This window comes from Arthrobacter sp. NPDC056493 (genome assembly GCF_042795115.1).
Taxonomy (GTDB): domain Bacteria; phylum Actinomycetota; class Actinomycetes; order Actinomycetales; family Micrococcaceae; genus Arthrobacter.
Map to the genome: position 1 here is coordinate 17,243 of NZ_JBHTSL010000037.1, position 26,205 is coordinate 43,447.

Below are 26,205 nucleotides of genomic sequence, written 5' to 3' on the forward strand. Positions count from 1 at the left end.
CCTTCACTGCTGTATTTCCTCTGCTGCCTCGATGTCGATGATCCGGTGGATGGAAAGCACCCGCTCGGTATCCTTCGCGGGGTCGAAGACGCGGACGCGCCCGCCCGCCACGGATACCGGAACAACCGTTTCCAGTTTCGCATTCCCCAGGCTGTCCACCACGTTCATCACGACTTTCTGCCTGAGCCGGATGGCCTTGTGAAGGGTCTCCAGTCCCAGCTGGGTTGCCTCCTCGCCGCCGGCGGCGGCCGGACGGGAACCGTTGGGACTGGCGCCGTGCTCCGCATGGCTGCGGAGGACGGCGAGCTGGGCGGTGACGTCGGCGTCGGGAAGGGCCGAGCGCGGCGCGCTGTAAACGGGGCGGCCGGTGCCCGGAAGGGGTGCGGTGCGGTTGAGGCGGACGACGGCGGATCCGGCCTCTTCGACGGCGGGCGACAGTCCCAGCCCGCGCAGCACCAGGGCAGTCTGCCGGGGTGAGGCCATGGAGACCAGGACGGTGGGGGCGATCCGGACCAGGCCCAGGGACGACGCCGCAGCCTCCCGGCAGAGTTCACTGAGTGCGGCTTCGTCGTCACTCTGGATGAAGCTGGCGGCCGCCCCGACCCGAAGCTTGCCGTGCCGGGCCGCCGTGTCCTCCACGAGGTACTGCAGCGGCTGCGGCACGGCGGTGGCCGAGTGCCGGCGGAGGAAAGCCAGGATGGCTGCGGCGTCCTGGCCCGAGTCCAGGGCGCGGCGGATGGACTCCACGGAGAACCGGTATGTCGTGGCCGGGCCCTGCCCTTCGGCGTCGGCCATCCGCTGGAGCTGCTCGGCCAGATCGGGGGCCAGGTAGCCCGGTGCGACGGCGGTCAGGTCGGCCTGCAGGAGCACGTGGTTGAGGGCCGCCGGGAGGTGTTCGCCAAGGAGGTTCATGGCGTCGTCAGGCGCGTCCGCGGCGATGGCGGCACCCAGCTGGCTGAGCGCGCCGGACCCGATCAGCCCCAGCAGCTCCGCCTCGGCCAGGACGCCGCTGATCAGGGAACTGAACCGCCGCGCCATGCGGGGCTGCGCCCATTCGGCACGCTGCAGCACGGCTTCCGCATTGAGCACAGGTGCCGCCCCGTCCGGCATCTCCGCCTCGAGCGTCAGCTCCCGCAGTATCTCGAGGATCCTCTTGCGGATGACGGGCGCGTCGGACCGCTGTGCCTCGGCGGAGAGCGCGTTGACGGTGGCCGCCGGGGTGGCCCGGTGGTTGGCGGGGCCGGCGGGCTGGCCGTTGATGGGCTGGCCCACGAGTGAGGGGGCGCGCTCGCTGGCCAGCCAGGCGTTGACGAGCCACAGCCACTGTTCCTGCCGCGGCAGCCCGAGCCATTCCAGCTGGGGCGGCTGCACCCAGCATGAGCTGTCCACGTCCAGTCGGATCAGGCCGGACAGGGCGCAGAGCTCCAGCAGCACGGCGGTGGTGTGGTGATCCACGCGGAGTGTCTCGGCGAGTCTCCGCATTTCGCGGATGCCCACGCCGCCGCTCCGCAGGGTGGCCAGGGGCTGGTCCCTGACCGCGTGGAGCAGATCGCCGGTGAGGCGCAGGGTCTCGGCGATGGCCCCGAGCGCGGCGTTGCGGCGGAGCGCCGCGGTGGTGACGCCCAGCGTGGGCGCCGGGGGAACGAGGGAGAAGTTGTCGATGATGGCGCCGCCGCGCAGGGAGATACCCACGCTGTGCGGCAGTTCCACGTGGGCGGCGTCCAAAGGCACCAGGAGGCCCCGGGCCAGCAGCCAGTCGACGGGCCCGACGTCGTGACCTTCAGTTGTGACCGAAGCCTTCCGCTGGGCCTGGGGTACGGCGCCCATGGCCCAGTTGCTGAACCGCGCCAGCAGCGCAGACGTCCGCTCCGGGGCGCTGGCGAGGAGGGACTGCAATGCATCAGGGGAAGAGGTCCAGTGCTGCAGCGCCAGCGCTGCCTCCATCGGGGTGGTGGCCGCCTGCACGGCGGCGCCGCTGCGGTGCAGCTCCGCGACAAGCTGGACAACGCGCTGGGCGAAGGCCGGCTGCAGCCTGACCAGCTCGGTGTAGCTGCGGCCCAGCCCGGCCGGGTAGATCCCGACGACGTCCTTCAGGCTGCTCACCGGGAGGTAGAAGCGCTGCCTCTGGGCGCCGGGGCCCGCGCCGTGCGGCGGCTCCGCCCGCTGCACGAGGGCAAGGTCGTGCAGCGACTGCAGGAGCTGCTCGACGGCGGCCACCGTGGATCCCGCGATGGCCTTCTTCAGCGCCGCGGCCGATGCGCTGTGCCCGGTGTCAGTGTTGGTGCACAGGTGCAGGGTTTCAAGGACCTGCATCTGGGGACGGTTCAGGCGTTCGAGGGCCCGCTGAACGCTGACCCGTGCGCTGGCGCGGGCGGCTAAGGCGGGGAAGTCGGGAACGCCGGGGGAGATCAGGTCCGGCCGCGCAGCGAACAGTGCACGCAGTGACTCGTCGCTGCGTGCCTCCAGTTCCTTGCTGAGCGCGCGAATGAGGGACATCAGTCCAACGTTACCGCCCGCCCGGGGTTCCTGCCCGGCGGCGGGCTGCAACGCCGTCGGCCACCAGCACGAGCATCAGCAGGAACGCCGCCGGAAGGCCGTACAACGCCGTCGAGGTGATCCACTGCGGCGCGGCCTGGCCCGCACTGGCCAGTGCCATGACCGCCCCGACGGCGGCGAGGGACAAAACTGCAAGGAGCACTGCCGCGGCCATCAGTGGCCGCCGGATACGCGCGGATGTCATGGAAGTAACCTAACAGCAGCGCCGCGGCCGCGCCTCAAAGCGGGATTAGCCTGCCAGTCAGGATAACCTTGAAGGAACAGACCAACATGGACCAGGCAGTCATACCCTGAACCCGCACATCGGTGCGGATGCGGTGACGGCCGGCCGTGTCCCAAAACGTCAGAACGAAGAAGGTTGATTAGGTGCCTACCGGCAAGGTCAAGTGGTACGACAAGGACAAAGGTTTCGGATTCCTCGCGGGCGAGGACGGGCAGGAAGTGTTCCTGCCCAAGTCAGCGCTGCCCTCCGGAGTGTCCGAGCTTAAGGCCGGCACCCGGGTTGAGTTCGGCGTCGCGGATGGACGCAAGGGCGCCCAGGCCCTGGGCCTGCGCGTCCTCGACAAGACACCCTCCATCGCAAAGGCCAAGCGCCCCAGCGCCAAGGATCTTGCCCCGCTGGTGCAGGACCTGGTGACGGTTCTGGACAACCTGTCCGGCACTCTGTCGTCCGGAAAGTACCCGGACGGCAACAAGGGCAAGGCCATTGCCGCTGCCCTGCGTAAGGTTGCCGACGAGCTGGACGCCTAGGCCGCCCGATGAACCCGGAACCTGAACAGGCCGCATCCAAGGTGGAACCCAAGGCTGAACCCAAGACCGCCAAGAGGCGCGCCGGGGTCCCGGTGTGGCGGACGGGGAAGCCAGACGCTGTGCTGGCCGCTGCCGTGGACACCGCCCGGACCGCCATTGAGGGCATTGCGAAGGCATCCGAAATCGGGGACCACCTGGCTGCCCGCACCGAGGGCGACCGTGTGGTGACGCACCTTTTCGAATCGCGGCTGCCCGGGTACCTCGGCTGGCAGTGGTACGCCGTCCTGACCCGCAATTCGCGCTCCAAGGTGATCACGGTCAACGAGCTCGGCCTGCTTCCGTCCGAGGACTCGGTCCTCGCTCCGGAGTGGGTGCCGTGGGCGGAGCGGGTACGCCCAGAGGACGCCCAGGACCAGGACGCGGACGAATCGCAGGAGGAAGCTCCCGAGGAGGGCGCACCCAGCGAGGCTGCGGACGGAGCCCCGGGCGGGACTGCCGCGGACGCCGGGTCAGAGTCCGACGCCGAAATACAGTCCGACGCCGGTACAGAGCCCGGTGCCAAAACGGAACCGGGTGCCGAGACGGATCCGGACAGCCCCGAGCAGGGCTGACCACAACGCCAAACGGCGCCGTCCGGACGCAAGCCCGAACGGCGCCGTCGTACTTTAAGGGTGGAGTTTTTGTCCAGATAATGGGGCTAATCGGCCTTCGAACCCCGATTATCTGGACAAAAACTCCACCCTGGCGGCTTACTTTTTGAGCTCGCCCACGACGTAGTCGATGCACTCCAGCAGGGCGGTGACATCGGACGGCTCGATGGCCACGAACGTGGCGATGCGGAGCTGGTTGCGTCCCAGCTTCCGGTAGGGCTCGGTGTCCACGATGCCGTTGGCGCGGAGCACCTTGGCGATGGCGGCGGCATCGATCGAGTCATCGAAGTCGATGGTGGCGATGACGTTGGAGCGCTCGGCGGCATTGGCGACGAACGGCGTGGCGAATTCGGAGGCTTCCGCCCACTTGTAAATACGGCCGGCCGAATCGGCCGTGCGTCCGGCCGCGAAGTCCAGGCCGCCGTTGGCGTTAAGCCACTGCACCTGGGCGTCCAGCGTGACGAGCGTGGACAGCGAAGGCGTGTTGTACGTCTGGTTCAGCTTGGAGTTGTCGATGGCGGTCTTCAGGTCCAGGAAGTCCGGGATCCAGCGCCCGCTGGCCTTGACGCGCTCGGCCCGCTCCAGTGCGGCCGGGGAGAAGAGGCCCAGCCACAGCCCGCCGTCGGAGGCGAAGTTCTTCTGCGGCGCGAAGTAGTAGACGTCGGTCTGGGCCACGTCGACGTCAAGGCCGCCGGCAGCCGAGGTGGCGTCCACCAGCACCAGCGCGCCCTCGTCGGCGCCGTTCACCCGCTGGACGGGTGCGGCAACGCCGGTCGAGGTCTCGTTCTGCGGCCAGGCGTACACGTCAACGCCGGCCTCGGCCCTGGGGGCGGGGCAGGTGCCGGGCTCGGACTTGATGATGGAGGACTCCGCAAGGAACGGTGCCTTGTTCGTGGCCGCTGCAAACTTGGACCCGAATTCGCCGAAGGACAGGTGCTGTGCCTTCTCTTCCACCAGGCCGAAGCTGGCAACGTCCCAGAACGCGGTGGAGCCGCCGACGCCGAGGACCACCTCGTAGCCTTCGGGGGCGCGGAAGAAGGTGCTCAGGCCTTCGCGGACGGAGCCCACGAGGTTCTTCACCGGGGCCTGGCGGTGGGACGTGCCCAGGAGCGTCGTCGCGGCTGCGGAGAGAGCCTCGATCTGCTCCGGCCTGACCTTGGAGGGACCGGCGCCGAACCGTCCGTCCTTGGGCAGGAGGTTTGCGGGAATAGTGATGCTGGTGTCGCTCACAATGGCTCCAATTTTCGGCATGGAAAGTGCGGTTCGGCTGGGTCGGGGCGATGGCCGGCAGGCAACCATGACCGCCACGAAGCCCTCCTTATTCTGCCCGAAGCGCGGATACCGCGGGAACACGCCCCCGTCATAGTCCAGTCATTGAGACAGCGCCGCCGTCCGCCGTGCGGATTATCCGGAGTAATTCAAAATAGGCTAAGCTGGCACTGAACGTACGGGCAGAGCGCCGGTGCTGCGCCGCCGTCATATACGACCGCCGCTGCAGCTCGCCGGATCCCGGTGCGGCGGGCCCGCGGTACGGTGGGACGGACACAATACTGTGCTCGAGGAGCTGAGCTGAATGACGGATCTGATCGACACCACGGAGATGTACCTTCGCACCATTCTGGAGCTGGAGGAAGAGAACATCGTGGCGCTTCGGGCACGCATCGCCGAACGGCTCCGCCACTCGGGCCCCACCGTCTCGCAGACCATTGGCAGGATGGAGCGCGACGGCCTCGTCGTCGTCTCCGGTGACCGCCACCTTGAACTGACTGAAGTGGGCCGGAAGCGCGCTACCGAGGTGATGCGCAAGCACCGGCTCGCCGAACGCCTCCTCGCCGACGTCATCGGCCTTGATTGGGCCTACGTCCATGACGAGGCCTGCCGGTGGGAGCACGTCATGAGTGAGCGCGTGGAGCGCAGGATCTACGAAATGCTCGACCACCCCACCGAGTCGCCGTACGGCAACCCGATTCCCGGCCTGGCTGCGCTCGGCGGGCCGCCCGCCCGCCCGTTCTCGGACGGCGTGGTGAACCTGCTGGATGCCATGACTGGCTACGGCCCGGAATCCAAGGTCACCGTCAGCCGCCTGGCGGAACCCATCCAGGTGGAGCCGGAGCTGCTGCTCCAGCTGGATGAAGGGGGGATCCGGCCTGGCGCCGTCGTCTCGCTCGAACGCGTGGGGGAGTACATCTCGGTCCGCGTGCCCGGGTTTGAGGGTGCCCTTGAGCTCCCGCCGGAAGTTGCCGCGCACGTGTTCGTGCGCCTGGACTAGCTCCCAACGGGCCCGTGGGCCGGGTGCGGCTTCCTGTCTGACATCTGCAGGCAGGATGACCTACCACTTTTGCACAGGGAATATAACGGAATTATTACTGCGCTTCTTTAATCGCCTATAGTTAAACGGCAACGCCGATACTAAAGCGTTACCTGATCTGGAGCCGAACCTTGCCAGCAGATCAGTAGCACGAGTCACCCACTGGCAGGGGCGGGGGAACCACAACCGGCTGTTTCAACAGCCTTGGGGTGAAGTCCGCAGCAGCAAGTCTTTTCCGCAGAAGGAATCCTCCCGGGATACCCCTGTGCCGGAACGGCTTGTTACGGCGGACCGGGTCCGAACTCTCTGACCCGAATCCGACAGCTAACTTCGCAGGCTATCCAGAGAGGAAACAGTACTTGTCCATGCAGAATGCCCGGGGCCGCCGCCGCGCGACCGGTCCCGCTCCGGAGCCGCGCCTCGCGGAGGCCATTGCCGCGGACCGTCCCCGGGACGCCCAGCGTGAAGCGCGCCGCCGCCGGGGTCCCTTCCGGCAGGTCACGGATTTTGCCTCGGCCAGTGGCGTGGGGCAGAAAGCCGGCGTAGTCCTCGCTGCCACCGGCCTGCTGCTGACTGTTACTGTCCCCGCCACCAGCCCTGTCCTGGCCGCCGGAGAGCCGGGAGGGGCGTCTGCGTCCGCTGCCTCGGCCCAGCCGAAGGTCTCGGCTGAAGCGGCAGCAAAGATCGACTTCAGCCGCACGTCCGTCTCCACCACCGGCGACCCGGACGGAAAGCTGAAGCAGCTCCTCAGCGCCCAGTCAGCCGGCAGCATCAGCCGTTCGGCCTCGGTGGGGACCCTGGGCGGCCCGCTGACCACGCTGGTCAGGTCCTCGCCGTTCGGTTACCGGGTCAGTCCGATCACCGGCGGTGCCGGCGAGTTCCACCGCGGCCAGGATTTCGCTGCCCAGTGCGGCACCCAGGTGCTTGCCGCGGCCAGCGGCAAGGTCACCTTTTCGGGATGGCACCCCTATGGGGGAGGCAACCGCGTCGTGATCGATCACGGCAACGGCCTGGAGACCACGTACAACCACCTGTCGTCCTCCAGCGTCCAGGTTGGCCAGAAGGTCACCCGGGGCGAAGTTATCGCCCTCAGCGGGACCACGGGCGCCTCCACGGGCTGCCACCTCCACTTCGAGGTGATGGTCAACGGGGACGTCGTTGATCCCCTCGGCTGGCTCTGAGCCACGTCGAGCGAGCACCCTCATTCCTGTGACACGCCGTGACCTGAATGTGACATTGGCTCCGAACTGCTGTACCGTCTAAACCGCGTCAACTTTTCCGAAGTTGACGCTCTTGAGTGGATTGCCTAACTCTGCCACCGCTCAAGGTCCGTTCGCATTACATCGTCTGGCAGGGGCGGGGGAACCAATTTTGGTCTTCGCAAGAAGGCCTTGGGGTTAAGTCGCAAAGCTTCCCAGGAAGCGGAGCGGCCGGGTGACTCCCATCCGAATCCGACAGCTCACCTCGCAGGCATTGGGAGAGGCTACCTTCGTGTCTTCACGCCACAATGCCGCGCGCCACCGCGCGCAAACGGTTCGTATGAACCCGTTGGACTCCGTGTCCAAGGCGGTTAGCGCCAATGCCGGCACAGTAGGTCGCCAGGCAGCTGTTATCGCAGCTGCTTCAGGACTCATCCTGAGTGTTGGCATGCCTGCCAACGCAGCCGACGCCAACATTGGTGTTTCCGCCTCCTCGGAGACCGGATCCCAGGCCGCACAGCTTGCTGTGACCGCCGCGCCCACCGCCACTGTCTCCTTCGAGCGTCCTGCTGTCACCACCGTGGCAGCCCCGGTCGCCGAAGCCATCGCTCCGCAGTCGAACGATGAGAGCCAGACGGCCGATGCAGGCCAGGCCGGCGACGAGAGCACCGGTGCGGCCAAGGCCGTCACCGCAAAGTCCACTGATGGTGCGGCCTCCGCAGCAGCTTCCGGACTGGCAGCAATCGCGTACACCGGCATCGGCAGCCCCTACGTCTGGGGCGGCACCACGCCCAGCGGCTGGGACTGCTCCGGCTTCACTCAGTGGGTTTACGCACAGGCAGGCATCAGCATTCCCCGCGTCAACGCGTGGAACGCCATGAAGCCCACCTCCACGCCTGCTCCCGGCGACCTGGTCATGCAGAACGGCGGCGCCCACGTGGGCATCTACGTCGGCAACGGCATGATGATCAGCGCGCTGAACCCCTCGCAGGGCACTCTCCTGCACGCGGTGTCCGCAACGGGCACGTCCGCTTTTTACACCCTTCGCTAAAAATCCGATTCGAGGCGGGCCGGCTTACCCCCAAGATGCCGGCGCGTCGATAACCCACGGCCTGCTACCGCGGTCTGTGGAACACGAAAGAGAGAAACTTTAATGACTACACGTGCGACCATTGCACGGCACCGCGCCGAGGTCACCAAGACCAACTCGCTGGCTGTCATTGCCAAGGCCGTCGGCGACAACGCCGGTGGCATGGGCCGCCAGGCCGCAGTTATCGCTGCTGCTTCCGGTCTTGTCCTGACCAGCGGCATCGCCGCCAACGCTGCTGAGACCAACGTTCAGCGCGAATCCGTTCCGGCTTCCACGCTGGAGGTCCAGTCCGCTGCGCCGGCCACCATCTCCGCTGCTTCCAGCATCGCCATCTCCTACGAGAAGCCTGCTGTTTCCACCGCGCCGGCTCCCGTTGTCGAGGCTCCCAAACCTGTAGTCAAGGTCCAGGAAGCCACCCCCGCCGCTGACGCCGCTCCGGCTGCTGACGCAGCACCGGCAGTCCAGGCCACCGCCGCCGTCGAGACCGCTGCCCCGGCAGCGCCGAAGACCACGGCTGCCAGCGGCCAGGGTGCTGCGATTGCTGCAGCTGCCTACGCACAGCTCGGCGTCTCCCAGGACTGCACCGCGCTGGCCACCAACGCACTCGCCGCCGTGGGCATCCACTACCACGGCTGGCCGGCAGGCTACCTGTCCCTCGGCCGCACCGTCAGTGCTGCTGAAGCCCAGCCGGGCGACCTCGCCTACTACCAGAACGGCGGCATGGGCCTGGCCCACATCGCTGTGTACGTCGGCAACGGGCAGGCCGTCCACGGCGGCTGGAACGGCGGAACCACCGCACTGTTCAGCGTGAACGTCGGCTCCGGCCCCGTCTTCATCCGCGTCGGCGGCTAAGACACCCCCAAAGCATTACGGAAGGACCCCCGCCAACTGGCGGGGGTCCTTTTTTGCCTTGCGTCCGCATGAATTTTTGGTGACACGCCATGACGATGCTTGTGTTCGATTCGCTCATCTGCCTACTGAGTGTTTACTCTTATGGTGTCGATCCATAGCCCGGACATGCAGAGGGCAGCCGGCCCTCGCGCCTCTGCCGGGTGCGGCCGTGAAGAGGTATGTGCATGCGCACACTCGTTCTGAATGCTGGATATGAACCGCTGGCGGTAGTGACCTTCCGCCGGGCGCTGGTCCTTGTGCTCACCGGAAAGGCAAGCGTGGTGGCCGAAGGCGACGATCCTGTCGTCGGGCCGCAGGACATCATGGGCCGTCCGTCCGTGATTCTCCTTAACCGCTACATCCGCCCCCGGTACAACATGATCACCGCGGTGAGCAGGCGCGGTGTGCTTCGCCGTGACGGCCACCGGTGCGCCTACTGCGGCAAGGCAGCCCACACCATAGACCATGTCCAGCCCAAATCCCGGGGCGGTGCCGACTCCTGGGAGAACCTCGTTGCGGCCTGCCTCCGCTGCAACAACGTCAAGGGTGACCACACGCCCGGTGAAATGGGCTGGAAGCTCCGGTTCGATCCGGCTCCACCGGTGGGCACCATGTGGCAAATCAAGGAGCTGGAGAAGCCCACACCGGCGTGGGATCCGTTCCTGCTTCCGGAAAGGGCAGCCTGACGCTCGCCTGATCATCACGGCATTACGCTGGGTGTGTGGACTTTGACGCAATAATCCTGGCCGGCGGCCGCTCCTCGCGACTGGGCGGCTCAGCCAAGTCTGCCCTGATGCTCGACGGCGCCACCCTCCTTGAGCGCTCCGTCGCGGCAGCCGCGGGCGCGCGGCAGGCTGTTGTGGTGGGACCCGAGGCGGCGGGTCTTCCAGGTGGAGTCCTCAGCACGCGTGAGGATCCGCCCTTTGCGGGGCCGGCGGCGGCAATCGCCGCCGGCCTTTCCGCGCTTCGGGGGGCAGGCCGCGCTGACATGGTCCTGGTCCTCGCGTGCGATATGCCGCGCGTTGCCGAAGCTGTCCACGCCCTGCTGAACGCCCTGCCCGGCGAGGGTGGTGACGGCGTCATCGCGGCGTCCGCCGACGGGCGGCAGCAGCCGCTGGCGGGTTTTTATAGCACAGCTGCGCTGGAACGCGCCGTGCAGGACGCCGCCGCACGCAACGCCTTGGTGAACGGGTCAGTCTTCGCCCTCCTTGCTAGTCTTGACGTGCAGGCTGTGGTTGTCCCTGCCGGCTCCACGGATGACGTGGACACCTGGGACGATGCGGCCGCGTTGGGAGTAGCTGTCCGGGAGCAATGACCCGCATTCCGGACCGCCGTGAATTTGGAGGCAGGCATGAAAAGCCAGGACGAGACGCTTGAGGAATGGTGCCGTCTGCTGCTGCGGGCCTTTGAGCTCGAGGACGTCGACGTGGACATCAACGAGGTGTTGTCCGTCGCGGGAGTGGCTGCACACTCCGTGGTGCGTCCCGCTGCACCCCTCACCACGTTCATAGCCGGGCTCGCCACCGGCCTTCAGTGCGCTGCGGGCCAGGCGCCGGACGTCCTGGCGATGCAAAGCGCCATGGACGTGGCCCGTACCGCCGCCAAGGCCTACGCTGCCGAAGAGGCGCGGGCGGCGGCAGGTTCCCCGGCCGCGGGTTCCGCCGGAACTTCGGCGCCCAGCGGGACTCCGGGGGAATGACAGCCGCGCCCGAGCACCGCTCCGACGACCCGCACACTTCAGCTCAGCCAACCCCTGCAGGGGACGGAGCTGCTGCAGGGGATGGAACTGCCTCCGACACCGAACCGGCGCTTGACACAGACGCTGCGCCTGACACCGACCCCGCGGACGACGCCGCACCCGCCGCGGCGGGGGAACAGGAAACACCAGGGGCGCGGGACGCGCATGCCAAGCACCTGGCTCACACCTGGGAGGAGGCCCGGCAGGCCGCCTTCGACTGTGCCGCCCCGATTCCGGCGGCACCCGTTCCCCTGCGCCTCGCCGTGGGCCGGACACTGGCCGCGGACATCACCGCCCACCAGGACATGCCGCACTATGCGTCGTCCGCCATGGACGGCTGGGCCGTTAACGGAAGCGGCCCCTGGATCCTGGCCGAGCCGGGGCAGCGGCTGGCACCGCACCAGGCGAGCGTGATCGTGACGGGCGGACTGATTCCCGCCGGCGCCAAGGCGGTGCTGCGCACCGAGAGCGGTGTGATCTCCGCGGACGACGACGGACTGCCTGTCCTGACGCTGGGCGGCGCCGCCCGCCCCGGCGAACCCAGGAACGGCCAGCACATAAGGAAAGCCGCAGAGGAGGCGGCTGCCGGGGACGTGCTGGTCAGGGCCGGCGTCGTGCTTAACCCCGCCCATGTGGCCCTCGCCGCCCTGGCCGGGTACGACGAGGTGAAGGTCCTCGGCAAGCCCGTGGTCAAGCTGCTGCTGACAGGTTCCGAAGTGGTGGAGCAGGGGCTGCCCGAGCCCGGGCGCGTGCGTGACACGTTCGGGCCACAGCTGGCCACGGTGGTGGAAATGCTGGGTGGACTGTGCCGTGAACAGGTCCGCATCGGGGACGGTTACACGGAATGGCTCGAGGGCCTCGAAGACTCAGGCATCCCCGAGGCACTGAACTTGCCGGCCGACGTCGTCATCACCACCGGTGGAACCGGCCGTTCCGGCACGGATCATTTTCGGCGTGCCGTGGCGGAACTGGGCGGTCGGCTGATCATCGACGGCGTGGCGATGCGGCCGGGCCATCCCGCCGTCCTCGCCGAGCTGCCGGACGGGCGCTTCGTGCTTGGACTGCCGGGAAACCCGCTGGCGGCCATGATGACCCTGTCCACGGTGGGCGCGCCGCTCCTGGCGGCTTTGGGACACGGCCAGCTCCCGCCGGTCCGGGAAGTTCCCTGCGGCACCCTGATCGAACCCGATCCCGGGCGCACCCGGCTCATGCCCTTCCGGCTCCTCTACGGCATGGCCTCGCCCGCGCAGCACACCGGCCCGGGCATGATGCGCGGACTGGCATCGGCCGACGGCGTCCTGGTGGTGCCACCGCACGGAGTGCAGCTGGGCGAGATGGTGCCGGCTTTCGCGCTGCCCTGGGGTCCGGCCATCCCCGAGCCCAAGAGCGCCGAAGCCAAGCCCAAGAGCCCGGCGCGGAAGTCTGCCTCGCGGACCTCCGCCGGGCAGGCAGCCCAAAGCGGGCCGGTGGACTGGAGTGCCCTGCTCGACTGAGGTGCAATGATGGAGGCATGAACAGCCACTCAGCGCGGAGTCTCGCATGGGCCGTGTAACGCAACGACGCAAGGTATACCGCTACGTCCTGGACGGCTCGCCCGCGGCGTTGGAGTTCCCCGTCCGGCACCGTGAGGACGTGCTCGCGGTGGAGGAACCGCTGGAGATCCGGCTGGGCAACCTGTCCTTCTCAGTCACCATGCGCACGCCCGGGGACGACTTCGACCTCGTGGCAGGTTTCCTCGTCTCGGAGGGCGTCATCTGGGACGCCGACCAGCTGATCTCGCTCAGGTTCTGCGCCGGCGAGGACGAAAACGGGGTCCAGACATTCAACGTGGTCGAAGCCCAGCTGCGGTCCGACGTGCCCCTCCCGGACACCGGCAGGCACGTCTACACGTCCAGCTCGTGCGGGATCTGCGGCACGGACTCCATCGAATCGGTGACCAAGTCCTCGCACTTCAACCCGGCCGCGGACCAGCTCACCGTGCCGGTCGAAACGCTTGCCTCCCTGCCGGACAGGCTGCGGGAAGCGCAGGCGGTCTTCGAGGTGACCGGGGGAGTGCACGCTGCCGGACTGTTCAGGATCGACGAGGCCGGCGGTGCGGATCTGCTGTGCCTGCGGGAGGACGTGGGCCGGCACAACGCGGTGGACAAGGTGGTTGGCTGGGCACTGCGTGAGCGGCTGCTACCCCTTACCAACACCCTGCTCCAGGTATCCGGCCGGGCCTCCTTCGAGCTCGTCCAGAAGGCCGCACTGGCCGGCATCCCGGTGCTCGCGGCGGTCAGCGCGCCCTCGAGCCTGGCCGTGGAACTGGCCGAGTCCACGGGCGTCACGCTTGCCGGTTTCAGCCGGGGAACCAGCCTGAACGTCTACGCAGGCTCCGGCCGCATTTCCATGCCCGCACCGGTGGCGCGGTAGGGGCGTGGCCCCTTGGCGGCCGGACGCCAAGGCAGTAGATTTTATCCATCGAATGGAAGCGTAGATCCGCACACACGGCAGCTGATCTGCCCGGACCCAAGCTGCCCGGACCCAAGCTGACCGCGAAGCCCATGCCCGCACGAAAGCCAGCACAGCCCGCTTCTGCTTTCACGTACTAAAGAGGTACACATTGCACGACGACCGCCGGATCACGGAAGTCCGCCTGGACCGCTTTCTCCGCGAACGGATCACCCCCGCCATCTATGGCCGCAGCGTGCCACTGGAGCTCAGCAGCTGGGACGTTCCGGATGAACCCGTCCCGGTCCTGGAGGCGCTGCGCCAGGAGTTCGTGCCGCAGGAACACGGTGCCGCATGGGGGCGCCCGTGGAGCACAAAGTGGCTGCGGCTCCAGGGAGAGGTGCCGGATGCCTGGGGAACCGCGCCGGATACCGAAGTGGAGATCGCGGTGGACCTCGGGTTCACCACGGAGATCCCGGGCTTCCAGTGCGAGGGGATCGCGTGGCGGCCGGACGGCAGCATCATCAAGGCCATCTCGCCCCGCAACCAGCACATCCCGCTGAAGCTGCTGGGCAGCGGACTCGCCGTCGACTTCTACGTGGAGGCGGCCGCCAATCCCGACGTCGCCCAGGGCTGGAGCTTCGCGCCCACGCCCTACGGGGACAAGGCTACGTCGGGCAACGCGCCGCAGTACCGCCTTGGCAGCATCGCCATCGCCGAGCTGAACCGCGCCGTGTGGGAGCTCCAGCAGGATGTGGTGACGCTCAGCGGCCTCATGCACGAGCTCCCCACCGAACTGCCGCGCCGGCACGAGATCCTGCGTGCCCTCGAACGCATGATGGACATCATGGACCCGGACGACGTCGCGGGTACGGCGCCCGCCGGGCGGGCAGCGCTGGCCGAGGTGCTGGCCCGGCCGGCCTACGCCTCCGCCCACCGGCTGCTCGCCACCGGGCACGCGCACATCGACTCGGCCTGGCTGTGGCCGGTGCGGGAGACCATGCGCAAGTGCGCCCGGACCTTCTCCAACGTGGTTGCCCTCATGGACGAGGACCCGGACTTCGTGTTCTCCTGCTCCTCGGCCCAGCAGCTTGCCTGGATCAAGGAGTACTACCCGGAGCTCTTCGCACGCATCCGGGAGAAGGTGCAGTCCGGCCAGTTCATTCCCGTGGGCGGCATGTGGGTGGAATCCGACACCAACATGCCAGGCGGTGAGGCCATGGCCCGGCAGTTTGTGGAAGGCAAAAGCTTCTTCCTCAGGGAATTCGACGTCGAGTGCAGGGAAGCCTGGCTCCCGGACTCCTTCGGATACTCCGCGGCCCTGCCGCAGATCGTCAAGGCCGCCGGCAGCCGCTGGTTCCTGACCCAGAAGATCTCCTGGAACCAGATCAACCGCATGCCGCACCACACCTTCAACTGGGAAGGCATCGACGGCACCCGCCTCTTCACGCACTTCCCGCCGGTGGACACCTACAATTCCGAGCTCAGCGCCCGGGATCTGGCGCATGCCGAGCGCAACTACCGGGACCACGGATATGGCACCACGTCGCTCGTCCCGTTCGGCTACGGCGACGGCGGCGGCGGACCCACGCGCGAGATGCTCGCCGCCGCGCACCGCGCGGCGGACCTGGAGGGCTCGCCGAAAGTCCGGATCGGAACGCCGCACAGCTTCTTCGAACAGGCCGAGGCCGAGTACAAAGCGCTGCCGGTCTGGGTGGGGGAGATGTACCTGGAGCTGCACCGCGGCACCTATACCAGCCAGGCCAGGACCAAGCAGGGCAACCGCCGGTCCGAGCACCTCCTCCGCGAGGCGGAGCTCTGGTGCGCCACGGCCGCCGTCCGCTCCGGCGGGGAGTACACGTACCCCGCGGCCGAACTGAAGCGGCTGTGGCAGCTGGTCCTGCTGCAGCAGTTCCACGACATCCTGCCCGGCAGCGCCATCGCCTGGGTGCACCAGGACGCCGAACGCAACTACGCCGCCGTGGCCAGGGGGCTGGAAGCGCTCATCAGTGAGGCGGCTGCCGCCCTCCTTGGCGAAGGGACACAGGAGTTCCTGCTCAACGCCGGCCCGCATGCCCGCCATGGGGTCCCGGCGCTCGCGGCAGCTGCGGCTGAGCCAACGAAAGCTGAGGTTGCCGCCACGCCACTGGACGGCGGATTCGTCCTGGACAACGGCGTTATCCGTGCCGTGCTGGATGACAACGGTCTGCTGATATCCCTGCGGGATCACGGAACAGGCCGCGAAGCCATCGCCCCCGGCCAGTTCGGAAACCACCTGGAACTGCACCGCGACACCCCCAACGAATGGGACGCGTGGGACATCGACGAGTTCTACCGGCGCAACGTCACCAGCCTGACCGACGCCGCGGAGGTGCGGCTGGAGCGGCACGGCGGGGACGCCGTCGTCGTGGTGGAACGGCTCACCGGATCCTCCCGCATTACCCAGCGCATCACGCTGGCGGCCGGCAGCCCGTCCCTGGGTATCTCCACCGAGGTTGACTGGCAGGAACGCGAGAAGCTGCTCAAGCTGGGGTTCCCGCTGGACCTGAGGGCCGACCGCTCGGCCGCGGAGACCCAGTTCGGCCACGTCTTCCGGCCGACCCACGTGAACACCTCATGGGAGGCGGCGAAGTTCGAGATCTGCGCCCACCGCTGGATCCACGTCGCCGAACCCGGGTACGGCGTGGCCATCGCCAACGCCTCCACCTACGGGCACGACGTCGCCCGGTTTGTCCGGGACGACGGCGGGACCACCACCACCGTCCGGCTCTCACTGCTGCGCGCGGCCAAGTTCCCCGACCCGGAGGCAGACCGCGGCCGGCACGTGCTCGACGTCCGGGTCCGCCCGGCCGCGGGAATCGCAGAGGCTGTGGAGGAAGGCTACCGCGCCAACCTCGCACCGAGGACGGTCCGGGGCGGCCACCCGGGCGAGGCGCTGGTTTCGGTGGACAACCCGGCCCTGGTGATCGAAGCCGTGAAGCTCGCCGAAGACGGCTCCGGCGACGTCATCGTCCGGCTGTACGAATCACTCGGCCAGCGCTCGGCCGGACGGCTCACCGCCAACTTCCCGGCCACGGGAATCCAGAGCGTGGACCTCCTCGAGCGGCCGGCCGAGGCGACGGGCGTCGCGGCCGGCGCGGACACCGCCGAGCTCACGCTGCGGCCGTTCCAGCTGGTGACACTGAGGCTCGCGCGCTGAGACCTGGTACTTAGAACTCGTGGAGCAGGCGCCGGACGAACTGCCGCGTCCGCTCCTGCCGCGGCGCGCGGAGGACCTCGGCGGCCGGTCCGCGCTCCACCACGAGGCCGCCGTCCATGAAGATGACCTCGTCCGCCACCTGCCGGGCGAAGGCCAGCTCGTGGGTGACGATCACCATGGTCCATCCCTCGTCGGCGAGTTCCTGGATGACGCCCAGGACGTCGCCCACGAGTTCCGGGTCCAGCGCCGAGGTGGGCTCGTCGAACAGCAGCAGCTGCGGCTTCAGGGCAAGGGCACGGACAATGCCCACGCGCTGCTGCTGGCCGCCGGAGAGTTCGAACGGATACGCATCGCGCTTGTCCGCCAGACCCACGCGGGCCAGAAGCTTTTCGGCGTCGGCCACCGCCTCGGCCCGCTTGCGTTTCTGGACCTGGACGGGTCCCTCAATAACGTTCTGCAGGACCGTCATGTGCGGGAACAGGTTGTAGTGCTGGAACACCATGGCACTGCGGTCGCGCAGCTCTGAAATCTCCTTCTTGGAGACCTTGGCGGAGAAATCCAGCGCCAGCTCTGACCCGGCACCCGCGGAGGTGCCCGGCCCCGTAAAGGTGACCGTCCCGGCGTCGGGCGTTTCCAGTCCGTTGAGTGAGCGCAGCACTGTGGTCTTGCCCGAACCCGACGGCCCGATCAGGGCCACCACGTTGCCCCGGCGCACGTCGAGGTCGATGTCCCGCAGCACCACGTTGCTGCCGAACGCCTTCGCGAGGTTGCGGACGGCCAGGACCGGCCTGGCCTGCGCTCCGGCGCCGTGGGGAGCGGGTCCCCGTGCTTCGTCAGTGGGCGACATAGCGGTCCAATCTCCTTTCAAGGACGGACTGCCCGGAGGAGAGCGCCAGGCAGATCACCCAGTAGACCAGGGCTGCCTCGAGGTACAGCACCATGAACTCCTGGCTGAAGGCCGCGATCTGCTGCGCGTTGCGGAAGAGTTCCGTGACCAGGATCAGGGAGGCCAGAGACGTGTCCTTGACCAGCGAAATGAACGTGTTGGACAGCGGCGGCACCGATACCCTGGCGGCCTGCGGAAGGATGATCCGGCGCAGCGACTGGCCCCGGGACATGCCGATGGTGTGGCCGGCTTCCCACTGGCCCTTGGGGACCGACAGGATGGCGGCGCGGATGACCTCGGCGGCATAACCGCCCACGTTCATGGAAAAGGCGATGATCGCGCTGGGCCACGGATCAAGCTTCAGGCCCAGGCTCGGCAGGCCGTAGAAGATTACAAACAGCTGCACCAGAAGCGGCGTGCCGCGGATCACCGAAACGTAGAACCGCGCCAGGCCGGACACCGCCACGTTCCGGCTCAGCCGCATGAGCGCCACCAGCAGGGCCAGCGCGAGGCCGATCACGAACGACGCCAGCGTCAGCGGGATGGTGCCGGTGACTGCGCCCGTCACAATAGGGCCGAAGGAGCTCCAGACGAGATCCCAGTTCAACGGCATCTACTTGGTGACGTCCGTGCCGAAGTACTTCTCCGAGATTTTGGCCAGCGTTCCGTCGGCGCGAAGGTCATCCAGCGCCTTGTCCACCGCGGACGTGAGTTCCGTGGAACCCTTGCGGAACACGAAGGCGCTTTCCGACTTCTCCGTGGTTTCGGCAGCGATCTTCAGCCCGGCGTCCGGATTCGTCTTGGCGTAGTCCAGGTACGTGAGCTTGTCATTGACGGTCGCATCCACGCGTCCCTGGCGGACCAGCGCCACGCTCTGCGCCCAGCCTTCCACCGACTGCACGTTGGCGCCGGCATCCACCGCCAATTTGTAGAAGTTGCTGGTGAGCGACTGGGCCGTAGTCTTGCCCTTGAGGCTGTCAAAGCCGGAAATGCTGTTGTTGTCCGCCTTCGTCACGATCACGCCCGTGGAAACGGTGTACGGCTTGGAGAAGTCGTACTTGGCCTTGCGTTCGGCGTTGATGGAGATCTGGTTCGCGATGGTGTCGAAGCGCTTGGCGTCGAGGCCAGCGAAGATCCCGTCGAACTGGGTCTCCCGGAAGGTGGCCTTCACCCCGAGCTTCTCGGCCACGGCCTGGGCGATCTCGACGTCGTAGCCCGTGAGGTCGCCGGCACCTTCGGCGTGGAAGCTGAAGGGCTTGTAGGTACCCTCGGTTGCGATGACGATCTCGCCCTTGGACTTCACGTCGCTGAGCGACGTGTCCGCGCCGCCGGAGGCGGGAGCCTGTGAACCTCCGCCGCCGCAGGCCGTCAGGGCCAGTGCCAGTCCGGCAAGGGTGGCCGCAAGGGCGGAGCGGCGGGAATGGACACGGTTCATGGCGGGTACCTTCTTCTTCAGGCTGCGGCGTTGGCATTGCGGCGGCCGGATCCGGCTCCCGCTGCGCCACTGCGTGCAACGCATTGGCAGAGACCTTTTATTTCGCCATCATACGGGGGGTCAAAACGTGCCCTTAAAAAGGCTGAGTGGGGGCGGTCCCCAACGGCCGCCACCACTCATCCCCCCAATGTGTGATCCGGCAGGCGCCACAGCTGGTAAGCCAGGCAGCAACTGCTTTCACACATTCATGATTCTCTCACGGTCTAATGATTTTGTGAATCCCGGTCTGCTACCTTTCGGTAGATGACGTTCCGTGACCCCTGCGTTTGGCGGCATTCACGCGTGCCAGCCACACCATGACGAGGCCTGCGGTATAGAAAACCACCGCCCCGTTGTTCACGGCCGGCGCCGCCGGAAGCAGCTGGGGAGGCGCGAACTCAAGCCACAGACCGGCAACTGTGGTCACCGCCCCGGCCGCCATCAGGGCTGCCCCGGTCCTGACGAGCGGGGGCAGGCGTTCCTTGACAGTGCGGAGCAGTGCAGGCAGCAGTGCGATCGAGACATAGGCCAGGTAGCCCCTGGCCGCGGCCCAGTAGAACGGCAGCAGGGCCGCATTCCGGGTGCTGGCAGCGCCGGCGTCCCTGAAACGGACCGACGAGGACGACGGATCCATCATGAGGAAGATGGCCACCAGGGCAACGGAGAAAACCGCGAGCATGGCCAGCCCGGGGCGGCCGGCGATCATGCGGTGGGCGTCAGGGGCTCCGAACCCCTTCGTGACGCGGACCGCGATGAGGTAGATCGCCGCAAAAACAATCAGGCGCAGCACGACGTGGGCGATGTTGATGCCGCCGAGGGAACTGTCGATGGCCACGTAGAACTGTTCGATGCTCAGGACCGCTGCGGCCGTCGCCAGCAGGAAAATGAAGAACAGGGCCGGGTTGACCCCGCGCAGGGTGCTCGGGATCCTGGCCAGGGCGGCAGCCGCGCAAACCACCAGCGTTATCCAGGGGAGAATCTCGCTCATACCAGGTTCTCCCAGATTCTTTCTGTTTGATCCTGGTCCTGTTCCTGCCGCCTCAGGGTCTTACCGAGTGCCTGGAGGCGTTCCCCGGCCAGGGCTGTGAGGTCGCCGTCGCTGAGCCGGTCCAGCGCCGCCTGCCGTGCGCCGGGTGGCCAGCCGGCTTCGGTTTCGGTCACCAGGCCCGCGGCCACGAGTCCGCCTGCCGGTCCGACGCCGGCAGCCCGGGAGGTGGCGACGGCCAGTTCCGGGGCGAGCCGGTTGGCTGTCAGCTGTGCTGAGTAGTTCTGCGGGGCGATGCCGGTGGCGGCGGAAACGCGGTGGCGGAGTTCGCCGTCGTCGATTGCGTCCACCCAGTTTTTCACAGAGGTGGCGTGCGGCGGCGGGCTGAGCTCGGGCCAGCCGGTGGAGCCCGCCGGGCCAGTGGAGCCTGTGGGTGCGGTGCGGACAATGACCGCCCGCAGGAGGTCGACGGTGGCGATTTGGCTTACCAGTTCCTTGTCGGTAGGAGGGGTGGCGGAACTGGCGAGGTCGCTGTAGGTATCGAAAGTGGCCAGGGCGGCAACCGGATTGATGTTGTAGGCCCGGCTGATGCTCACGACTGTGGTCTCGGCAACCTTTCCCCGCACCATCTGCTGGGCGAGGGTGGTGCGCTTGACCCCTGAGACCCTGCAGACATCGGCCGTGCTGGTATCCGGTGCCACGCCACTAAGCCAGCGCTGGAATGCTTTGGCGGGGAGGGGCATGAAACGCTCTCTGCTGAACGAAGGTTTGACTCATACTAGCGGCGTTCGGCGGACAGCGGCCGGTGCTTCCGGCCGGCCCGGCCACTGGCCACCCAGATGAGTGCCAGGCCGATGACGAAGCAAAGGATGGACGTGTAGTTGACGACGAAGCGAAGGAATCCCAGCGCCGGCGGGACCACCGGGAACAGCAACGACAGGGGGATGGCGACGCTGCCCATGGCCAACAGCGCCGCGCTTATCCGGAGCAGGACGGGCAGCGGGCTCCTGACGGCCCTCAGCATCCCCGGGAGAATCGCGAGGCACACGTAGGCCGGGTAGGCGCGGCCGGCGGCACCGTAGTATTCGACGAGCAGGGCGTTGCGCTGGTCCTTGGCCGCCACGTCCGCCAGGCCCACGGAGGACCCGGAGGCGTCCATGAGGGCAAAGCACACCAGCAGCGCGGCCGAAATCACGCCCAGGGCAAGCATGCCGGCGCGTCCCCGGACCAGCTGGATTCCGCGGCTGTCCCCAAACCCGGCGGCAATCCGAAGGGCCAGGAAAAGGATGGCTCCGAAGATGATGAAGCGCAGCAGCAGGTTCGCGATATTTATTCCGCCCAGCAGGGTATCGATCGCCAGGTAGGGACCCCGGATGCTCAGCAGGATGGCCAGCGTCAGTAGCGCCAGAGCATAGAAGATGGACCGGTTCTTCCGGCGGACCAGGTTCGGGATCCGGCTCAGCGTTGCGGCGCCGGCCACGATCAGGGTGGTCCACTGCAGGATCTCAATCATCCGAGGTTCTTCCAGATCTGTTCGGTTTGTCGTTGGTCATGTTCCTGCCGCCGCAGGGTCTTGCCGAGTGCCTGGAGGCGGTCGCCGGCCAGAACGGTCAGTTGGCCGTCGGTCAGGCCGTCGAGTGCCGCCTGCCGTGCGCCGGCCGGCCAGCCGGCTTCGGTTTCGGTCACCAGGCCGGCGGCCACCAGTCCGCCTGCCGGTCCGACGCCGGCAGCCCGGGAGGTGGCGACGGCCAGTTCCGGGGCGAGCCGGTTGGCGGTCAGTTGTGCTGAGTAGTTTTGGGGGGCGACGCCGGTGGCAACGGAAACGCGGTGGCGGAGTTCGCCGTCGTCGATTGCGTCCACCCAGTTTTTCACAGAGGTGGCGTGCGGCGGCGGGCTGAGCTCGGGCGGTCCTGTGCCTCTGACCGTGCCCGCGTCCGGCTCGGTGCGGGCAATGATGGCGTGCAGCAGGTCCGCGGTGGCGATCTGGCTGACCAGTTCCTGCAGTGTCGGCGGGACCGGCGGCTCTGCCAGGTCCCGGTAAGGCTCGAAGGAGCCCAGCGCCGCCACCGGATTGACGTTGAAGGCCCGGCTGATCCCCACCACGGTTGCCTCGGCCACCTTGCCGCGGACCAGCTGTTGGGCCAGGGTGGTGCGCTTAACCCCTGAAGCCCTGGCCACATCAGCAACGCTGGCGTCCGGGGCGATGCCGTGCAGCCAGCGCTGGAAGGCCTTGGCGGGTAGGGGCATGGAACGCTCTCTGCTGACGGGCGGGGTGATGCGAAGTGGCGGCCCGCCGGCCTCGATTTTACCTAGCGCGCCGCTTCAACTATGCTAAGTGGTCGAACCCGCTGGTCCGTACACCCCCCAAGTCCGGACCAGCGGGTTCTTTCATGCCCGCCTGAGTTTTCGGGCGAAAACGGGCAGCGGTGAGAGGATGGATTGATGACTGCAACCCTTGTTGCGAAAGACCTTTCGGGCGGTCATGATCACCGCACCCTCTTCTCCGGGCTGTCCCTCACAGTGGCTCCCGGGGACGTTGTTGGCGTGGTCGGCGCCAACGGTGCGGGCAAGTCCACGCTGCTGCGGCTCCTTGCCGGCGTGGACCAGGCGCAGGACGGCACCGTCAGCCTCGCGCCCGCTGATGCCTTTGTGGGCTGGCTGCCGCAGGAGCACGAACGCGTCTCCGGCGAGACGGTTGCCGCCTACATCGCCCGCCGCACAGGCTGCGCCAAAGCCACCGCTGAGATGGAGTCCACGGCCGAGGCCCTCGGTTCGGGCGCACCCGGAGCGGACGATGCCTACTCGATGGCCTTTGACCGGTGGATGGCCTCAGGCGCCGCGGACCTGGACGAGCGGATAGCCCCCGTCCTCGCTGACCTGGGCCTGGACGTCGGCCCCGGCGCCGAAATGACCGGGCTGTCCGGTGGCCAGGCTGCGCGCGTGGCGCTCGCCGCCCTGCTGCTGAGCCGCTTCGACGTCGTGCTTTTGGACGAGCCCACCAACGATCTTGACCTGGACGGCCTGGCGAAGCTGGAAGCCTTCGTGCAGGGCCTTCGCGGCGGCGTGGTGCTGGTCTCCCACGACCGCGAGTTCCTCGCCCGCTGCGTGACCTCCATCGTGGAGCTGGACCTCGCCCAGAATTCGGTGGCCGTGTACGACGGCGGCTACGAAGCCTTCCTCGAGGAACGCGCCGTGGCCCGCCGGCACGCCCGCGAACGGTACGAGGAATTTGCCGCGACCAAGGCGGACCTGGTGTCCCGCGCCCGCACGCAGCGGGAATGGAGCTCCCAGGGCGTCCGGAACGCGATGCGGAAAAGCCCCGACAACGACAAAATCCGCCGTGCCGCCAGCACCGAGTCGTCCGAAAAGCAGGCGCAGAAGGTCCGGCAGATGGAATCGCGCATCGCCCGCCTGGACGTGGTGGAGGAACCCCGCAAGGAATGGCAGCTGCAGTTCAGCATCGGCCAGGCGCCGCGCTCCAGTTCCGTGGTGGCAACCCTGCGCGATGCGGTGGCGCGGCAGGGCAGCTTCACCCTGGGCCCGGTGAACCTGCAGCTCAACGCCGGTGAGCGGATCGGCATCACCGGGCCCAACGGCGCCGGCAAGTCGACGCTGCTGCGGCTGCTGCTGGGAACCCAGGAACCTGACTCAGGCGACGCCTCCCGCGGGGTGTCCGTGGCGGTCGGCGAAATCGACCAGGCCCGCGGCCTTCTGGCCGGACACTTGAAACTGGCGGACGCCGTCGAAGCCGTCCTGACCGATTACACGTCCGCCGAGGTCCGCACGCTGCTGGCGAAGTTCGGCCTCAAGGCCGACCACACCCCGCGCACGGTGGACTCGCTGTCGCCGGGGGAGCGGACCCGCGCCGCCCTGGCCCTGCTGCAGGCCCGGGGCGTGAACCTGCTGGTCCTGGACGAGCCCACCAACCATCTGGACCTCCCGGCGATCGAGCAGTTGGAGGAAGCACTGGACAGCTACGACGGCGCCCTGCTGCTGGTCACGCACGACCGGCGGCTGCTGGAAAACGTCCGCCTGGACGTGCGCTGGAACGTGGAGAACGGCGTCGTCACCGAACTGGCGGCAGGCAAGATGGAGCAGAACAGATGAGCATGGACGGCGTCGCCTGGCGGTCGCTTTACAACATCACCCGGGCCAAGAGCGGCTCCAGGCCCTTCTCCAAGGAGACCCTGAAGCGCGTCATGGGCTTCGCCCGGCCGCACCAGGGCAGGCTGATCGCCTTCGTGGCCGTGTCCGTCGCCATGGCCTTCCTGGCCGTGGCCACGCCGGTGCTGGCCGGCCAGGTGGTCAACACGATCGTCGCCCGCGCCGATGCCGGCGAGGTGATCCGCCTGGCGGCCCTGATCGCCGGCGTCGCGGTGGCCGAGGCGGCCCTGGGAATGGTGAGCCGCTGGCTCTCCTCCACCATCGGCGAGGGCGTCATCGTGGACCTTCGCACCAGGGTGTTCGACCACGTGCAGAGAATGCCCATCGCCTTCTTCACGCGCACCCGCACCGGCGCGCTGGTCAGCCGCCTGAACAACGACGTCATCGGGGCCCAGTCCGCCTTCGCGGGAACCCTGTCCGGTGTGGTCAGCAACGTGGTGGCCCTCATCCTCACCCTCGTGGTGATGCTGAATACCTCCTGGCTGGTCACCGTGCTGGCCATGATCCTGCTGCCGATCTTCCTCATCCCCGCCCGCCGGATGGGCTCCCGGCTGGCGGACCTGCGGCGCGAGGCGGCCGAGCACAACGCCGCCATGGGTACCCAGATGACCGAGCGCTTCTCCGCGCCCGGCGCCACCCTGGTCAAGCTCTTCGGACGGCCCGACGAGGAATCCCGCGAGTTCGCGCTCCGGGCCGGCAGGGTCCGCGACATCGGCGTGCGGACGGCCATGCTGCAGTTCACGTTCGTGACGGCGCTGACGCTCGTCTCCGCGCTGGCCCTCGCCCTGGTCTACGGCCTGGGCGGCTGGCTGGCCATCGGCGGCCAGCTCGCCCCGGGCGACGTCGTGGTGCTGGCGCTGCTGCTCACCCGCCTCTACGCGCCGCTCACCGCGCTGTCCAACGCCCGCGTGGAAATCATGAGCGCCCTGGTCAGCTTTGAACGGGTCTTCGAAATCCTGGACCTGGAGCCCCTCATCCAGGAAAAGCCCGGTGCGCTGGCGGTCCCGCCCGGGCCCGTGGCCGTGGAGTTCGACGACGTGCGCTTCTCCTACCCCTCGGCGGACAAGGTCTCGCTGGCTTCCCTGGAGGAGGTCTCCACGCTGGACACCCGCGGCGGCGAGGAGGTGCTGCACGGCATCAGCTTCCGGGTGGAACCCGGACAGACCGTCGCGCTCGTGGGGTCTTCCGGCGCCGGAAAGTCCACCGTGGCCCAGCTGCTGTCCCGGCTGTATGACGTCGACTCCGGCGCAGTGCGCCTCGGCGGCACCGCCCCGGCCTCCGGCCTGGACGTGCGCGACCTGACCTTCGATTCCATCCGCGCCACCCTCGGCATGGTCACCCAGGACGGGCACCTGTTCCACGAATCCATCGCCTCCAACCTGAGGCTGGCCCGCCCCGGGGCCACCGACGAGGACATGTGGGCCGTCCTGCGCCAGGCCCGGCTCGAAACCATGATCCGTTCCCTTCCCGACGGCCTGGAAACCGTGGTGGGGGAGCGCGGCTACCGGCTCTCCGGCGGCGAACGGCAGCGGCTCACCATCGCCCGGCTGCTGATCGCCCAGCCCCGCGTGGTCATCCTCGACGAAGCCACCGCCGCGCTGGACTCCACTAACGAAGCCGCCGTGCAGGCGGCGCTGGGCGCTGCGCTCGAGGGGCGCACCGCCGTCGTGATTGCGCACCGGCTCTCGACGATCCGTGCCGCTGACGCCATCCTGGTGGTGGAGGACGGCCAGATCGTGGAGCGCGGAACCCACACCGAGCTGCTGGCCGCGGACGGCCGCTACGCCGAGCTGTACCGGACCCAGTTCGCCGAGGCCACGGCCGTGGCGGAGGAAGCGGTTCCGGAGTACTGACTTCTTCTCATCGAGGGGTGAGATCTCGGCGC

Annotated in this window: 24 protein-coding genes and 2 riboswitches; of the genes, 14 read left to right on the forward strand and 10 right to left on the reverse strand. The window is 67.9% G+C overall.

Annotated elements, in window-relative coordinates; genetic code table 11:
• Positions 1-3 precede the first annotated feature (3 nt).
• Positions 4-2,496, reverse strand: a complete 2,493-nt coding sequence (locus ACFQ50_RS15220) for a helicase-associated domain-containing protein (protein WP_377996405.1) — start codon at positions 2,494-2,496, stop codon at positions 4-6.
• 10 nt (positions 2,497-2,506) lie between these two features.
• Positions 2,507-2,740, reverse strand: a complete 234-nt coding sequence (locus tag ACFQ50_RS15225) for a hypothetical protein (protein ID WP_377996406.1) — start codon at positions 2,738-2,740, stop codon at positions 2,507-2,509.
• A gap of 182 nt (positions 2,741-2,922) precedes the next feature.
• On the opposite strand from ACFQ50_RS15225, the gene ACFQ50_RS15230 reads away from it, so the two are divergent.
• Positions 2,923-3,306: a cold-shock protein gene (locus ACFQ50_RS15230; RefSeq protein WP_377996407.1), complete on the forward strand. Its 384-nt coding sequence runs from the start codon at positions 2,923-2,925 to the stop codon at positions 3,304-3,306.
• A gap of 8 nt (positions 3,307-3,314) precedes the next feature.
• The gene (locus ACFQ50_RS15235; protein ID WP_377996408.1) at positions 3,315-3,917 is read left to right on the forward strand and encodes a DUF3027 domain-containing protein; all 603 of its coding nucleotides are present in this window, start codon (positions 3,315-3,317) and stop codon (positions 3,915-3,917) included.
• A gap of 138 nt (positions 3,918-4,055) precedes the next feature.
• Here ACFQ50_RS15235 and serC read toward each other — a convergent pair whose 3' ends face one another.
• Positions 4,056-5,186: a phosphoserine transaminase gene (serC, locus tag ACFQ50_RS15240; protein WP_377996410.1), complete on the reverse strand. Its 1,131-nt coding sequence runs from the start codon at positions 5,184-5,186 to the stop codon at positions 4,056-4,058.
• Between the two features lie 343 nt (positions 5,187-5,529).
• On the opposite strand from serC, the gene ACFQ50_RS15245 reads away from it, so the two are divergent.
• The 10 genes from ACFQ50_RS15245 (at position 5,530) to ACFQ50_RS15290 (ending at position 16,811) form a co-directional block, all read left to right on the forward strand.
• Positions 5,530-6,225, forward strand: coding sequence for a metal-dependent transcriptional regulator (locus tag ACFQ50_RS15245; RefSeq protein WP_377996412.1), 696 nt, complete (start codon positions 5,530-5,532; stop codon positions 6,223-6,225).
• A gap of 151 nt (positions 6,226-6,376) precedes the next feature.
• Positions 6,377-6,618, forward strand: a riboswitch (cyclic di-AMP (ydaO/yuaA leader).
• A gap of 11 nt (positions 6,619-6,629) precedes the next feature.
• A complete protein-coding gene (locus ACFQ50_RS15250) occupies positions 6,630-7,445 on the forward strand; it encodes a M23 family metallopeptidase (protein WP_377996458.1) in 816 nt (271 codons plus the stop codon).
• Positions 7,446-7,557: 112 nt separating this feature from the next.
• A riboswitch (cyclic di-AMP (ydaO/yuaA leader) is annotated at positions 7,558-7,751 on the forward strand.
• 160 nt (positions 7,752-7,911) lie between these two features.
• Entirely contained in the window at positions 7,912-8,514 is a 603-nt protein-coding gene (locus ACFQ50_RS15255) for a C40 family peptidase (RefSeq protein ID WP_377996414.1), read from the forward strand.
• Positions 8,515-8,616: 102 nt separating this feature from the next.
• Entirely contained in the window at positions 8,617-9,405 is a 789-nt protein-coding gene (locus ACFQ50_RS15260; RefSeq protein ID WP_377996415.1) for an NlpC/P60 family protein, read from the forward strand.
• 224 nt (positions 9,406-9,629) lie between these two features.
• Positions 9,630-10,130: an HNH endonuclease gene (locus ACFQ50_RS15265; protein ID WP_306921098.1), complete on the forward strand. Its 501-nt coding sequence runs from the start codon at positions 9,630-9,632 to the stop codon at positions 10,128-10,130.
• 35 nt (positions 10,131-10,165) lie between these two features.
• The gene (locus tag ACFQ50_RS15270; RefSeq protein WP_377996417.1) at positions 10,166-10,759 is read left to right on the forward strand and encodes a molybdenum cofactor guanylyltransferase; all 594 of its coding nucleotides are present in this window, start codon (positions 10,166-10,168) and stop codon (positions 10,757-10,759) included.
• A gap of 36 nt (positions 10,760-10,795) precedes the next feature.
• Entirely contained in the window at positions 10,796-11,143 is a 348-nt protein-coding gene (locus tag ACFQ50_RS15275; RefSeq protein ID WP_377996418.1) for a DUF6457 domain-containing protein, read from the forward strand.
• Positions 11,140-12,675: a molybdopterin molybdotransferase MoeA gene (locus ACFQ50_RS15280; RefSeq protein WP_377996420.1), complete on the forward strand. Its 1,536-nt coding sequence runs from the start codon at positions 11,140-11,142 to the stop codon at positions 12,673-12,675. The genes ACFQ50_RS15275 and ACFQ50_RS15280 overlap by 4 nt, the downstream gene beginning before the upstream one ends.
• A gap of 46 nt (positions 12,676-12,721) precedes the next feature.
• Entirely contained in the window at positions 12,722-13,594 is an 873-nt protein-coding gene (gene fdhD, locus ACFQ50_RS15285; protein ID WP_377996421.1) for a formate dehydrogenase accessory sulfurtransferase FdhD, read from the forward strand.
• A gap of 190 nt (positions 13,595-13,784) precedes the next feature.
• A complete protein-coding gene (locus ACFQ50_RS15290) occupies positions 13,785-16,811 on the forward strand; it encodes an alpha-mannosidase (protein ID WP_377996422.1) in 3,027 nt (1,008 codons plus the stop codon).
• Positions 16,812-16,821: 10 nt separating this feature from the next.
• Here the strand turns inward: ACFQ50_RS15290 and ACFQ50_RS15295 are convergent, their stop codons facing one another.
• The 7 genes from ACFQ50_RS15295 to ACFQ50_RS15325 form a co-directional block, all read right to left on the reverse strand.
• The gene (locus ACFQ50_RS15295) at positions 16,822-17,658 is read right to left on the reverse strand and encodes an amino acid ABC transporter ATP-binding protein (RefSeq protein ID WP_377996423.1); all 837 of its coding nucleotides are present in this window, start codon (positions 17,656-17,658) and stop codon (positions 16,822-16,824) included.
• Entirely contained in the window at positions 17,645-18,310 is a 666-nt protein-coding gene (locus ACFQ50_RS15300; RefSeq protein ID WP_377996425.1) for an amino acid ABC transporter permease, read from the reverse strand. The genes ACFQ50_RS15295 and ACFQ50_RS15300 overlap by 14 nt, the downstream gene beginning before the upstream one ends.
• A complete protein-coding gene (locus tag ACFQ50_RS15305; protein WP_377996426.1) occupies positions 18,311-19,132 on the reverse strand; it encodes an amino acid ABC transporter substrate-binding protein in 822 nt (273 codons plus the stop codon). It lies immediately after the preceding gene.
• A 289-nt stretch (positions 19,133-19,421) separates the two neighbouring features.
• Entirely contained in the window at positions 19,422-20,159 is a 738-nt protein-coding gene (locus tag ACFQ50_RS15310; protein WP_377996428.1) for a hypothetical protein, read from the reverse strand.
• Positions 20,156-20,899 carry a hypothetical protein gene (locus ACFQ50_RS15315; protein ID WP_377996430.1) on the reverse strand — a complete coding sequence of 248 codons (744 nt, stop codon included), beginning with the start codon at positions 20,897-20,899 and terminating at the stop codon, positions 20,156-20,158. Before ACFQ50_RS15315 ends, ACFQ50_RS15310 begins: the two co-directional genes overlap by 4 nt.
• 35 nt (positions 20,900-20,934) lie before the next feature.
• Positions 20,935-21,669 carry a hypothetical protein gene (locus ACFQ50_RS15320; protein ID WP_377996432.1) on the reverse strand — a complete coding sequence of 245 codons (735 nt, stop codon included), beginning with the start codon at positions 21,667-21,669 and terminating at the stop codon, positions 20,935-20,937.
• Positions 21,666-22,403, reverse strand: coding sequence for a hypothetical protein (locus ACFQ50_RS15325; protein WP_377996433.1), 738 nt, complete (start codon positions 22,401-22,403; stop codon positions 21,666-21,668). Before ACFQ50_RS15325 ends, ACFQ50_RS15320 begins: the two co-directional genes overlap by 4 nt.
• Positions 22,404-22,598: 195 nt before the next feature.
• On the opposite strand from ACFQ50_RS15325, the gene ACFQ50_RS15330 reads away from it, so the two are divergent.
• Both ACFQ50_RS15330 and ACFQ50_RS15335 read left to right on the forward strand, forming a co-directional pair.
• Entirely contained in the window at positions 22,599-24,263 is a 1,665-nt protein-coding gene (locus ACFQ50_RS15330; protein ID WP_377996434.1) for an ABC-F family ATP-binding cassette domain-containing protein, read from the forward strand.
• A complete protein-coding gene (locus ACFQ50_RS15335; RefSeq protein ID WP_377996435.1) occupies positions 24,260-26,173 on the forward strand; it encodes an ABC transporter ATP-binding protein in 1,914 nt (637 codons plus the stop codon). The genes ACFQ50_RS15330 and ACFQ50_RS15335 overlap by 4 nt, the downstream gene beginning before the upstream one ends.
• The last annotated feature ends 32 nt before the right edge of the window (positions 26,174-26,205 follow it).

Excerpts from the sequence above, each read along its gene's own strand:
- ACFQ50_RS15310 (WP_377996428.1), bottom strand. The coding sequence starts at position 20,159 with ATGAGCGAGATTCTCCCCTGGATAACGCTGGTGGTTTGCGCGGCTGCC.
- ACFQ50_RS15235 (WP_377996408.1), top strand. The coding sequence starts at position 3,315 with ATGAACCCGGAACCTGAACAGGCCGCATCCAAGGTGGAACCCAAGGCT.
- ACFQ50_RS15295 (WP_377996423.1), bottom strand. The coding sequence starts at position 17,658 with ATGTCGCCCACTGACGAAGCACGGGGACCCGCTCCCCACGGCGCCGGA.
- ACFQ50_RS15245 (WP_377996412.1), top strand. The coding sequence starts at position 5,530 with ATGACGGATCTGATCGACACCACGGAGATGTACCTTCGCACCATTCTG.
- ACFQ50_RS15315 (WP_377996430.1), bottom strand. The coding sequence starts at position 20,899 with ATGCCCCTCCCCGCCAAAGCATTCCAGCGCTGGCTTAGTGGCGTGGCA.
- ACFQ50_RS15265 (WP_306921098.1), top strand. The coding sequence starts at position 9,630 with ATGCGCACACTCGTTCTGAATGCTGGATATGAACCGCTGGCGGTAGTG.
- ACFQ50_RS15275 (WP_377996418.1), top strand. The coding sequence starts at position 10,796 with ATGAAAAGCCAGGACGAGACGCTTGAGGAATGGTGCCGTCTGCTGCTG.
- ACFQ50_RS15260 (WP_377996415.1), top strand. The coding sequence starts at position 8,617 with ATGACTACACGTGCGACCATTGCACGGCACCGCGCCGAGGTCACCAAG.
- ACFQ50_RS15255 (WP_377996414.1), top strand. The coding sequence starts at position 7,912 with ATGCCTGCCAACGCAGCCGACGCCAACATTGGTGTTTCCGCCTCCTCG.
- ACFQ50_RS15280 (WP_377996420.1), top strand. The coding sequence starts at position 11,140 with ATGACAGCCGCGCCCGAGCACCGCTCCGACGACCCGCACACTTCAGCT.
- ACFQ50_RS15335 (WP_377996435.1), top strand. The coding sequence starts at position 24,260 with ATGAGCATGGACGGCGTCGCCTGGCGGTCGCTTTACAACATCACCCGG.
- ACFQ50_RS15330 (WP_377996434.1), top strand. The coding sequence starts at position 22,599 with ATGACTGCAACCCTTGTTGCGAAAGACCTTTCGGGCGGTCATGATCAC.
- ACFQ50_RS15305 (WP_377996426.1), bottom strand. The coding sequence starts at position 19,132 with ATGAACCGTGTCCATTCCCGCCGCTCCGCCCTTGCGGCCACCCTTGCC.
- ACFQ50_RS15300 (WP_377996425.1), bottom strand. The coding sequence starts at position 18,310 with ATGCCGTTGAACTGGGATCTCGTCTGGAGCTCCTTCGGCCCTATTGTG.
- ACFQ50_RS15250 (WP_377996458.1), top strand. The coding sequence starts at position 6,630 with ATGCAGAATGCCCGGGGCCGCCGCCGCGCGACCGGTCCCGCTCCGGAG.
- ACFQ50_RS15320 (WP_377996432.1), bottom strand. The coding sequence starts at position 21,669 with ATGATTGAGATCCTGCAGTGGACCACCCTGATCGTGGCCGGCGCCGCA.
- ACFQ50_RS15325 (WP_377996433.1), bottom strand. The coding sequence starts at position 22,403 with ATGCCCCTACCCGCCAAGGCCTTCCAGCGCTGGCTGCACGGCATCGCC.
- ACFQ50_RS15220 (WP_377996405.1), bottom strand. The coding sequence starts at position 2,496 with ATGTCCCTCATTCGCGCGCTCAGCAAGGAACTGGAGGCACGCAGCGAC.
- ACFQ50_RS15225 (WP_377996406.1), bottom strand. The coding sequence starts at position 2,740 with ATGACATCCGCGCGTATCCGGCGGCCACTGATGGCCGCGGCAGTGCTC.
- fdhD (WP_377996421.1), top strand. The coding sequence starts at position 12,722 with ATGGGCCGTGTAACGCAACGACGCAAGGTATACCGCTACGTCCTGGAC.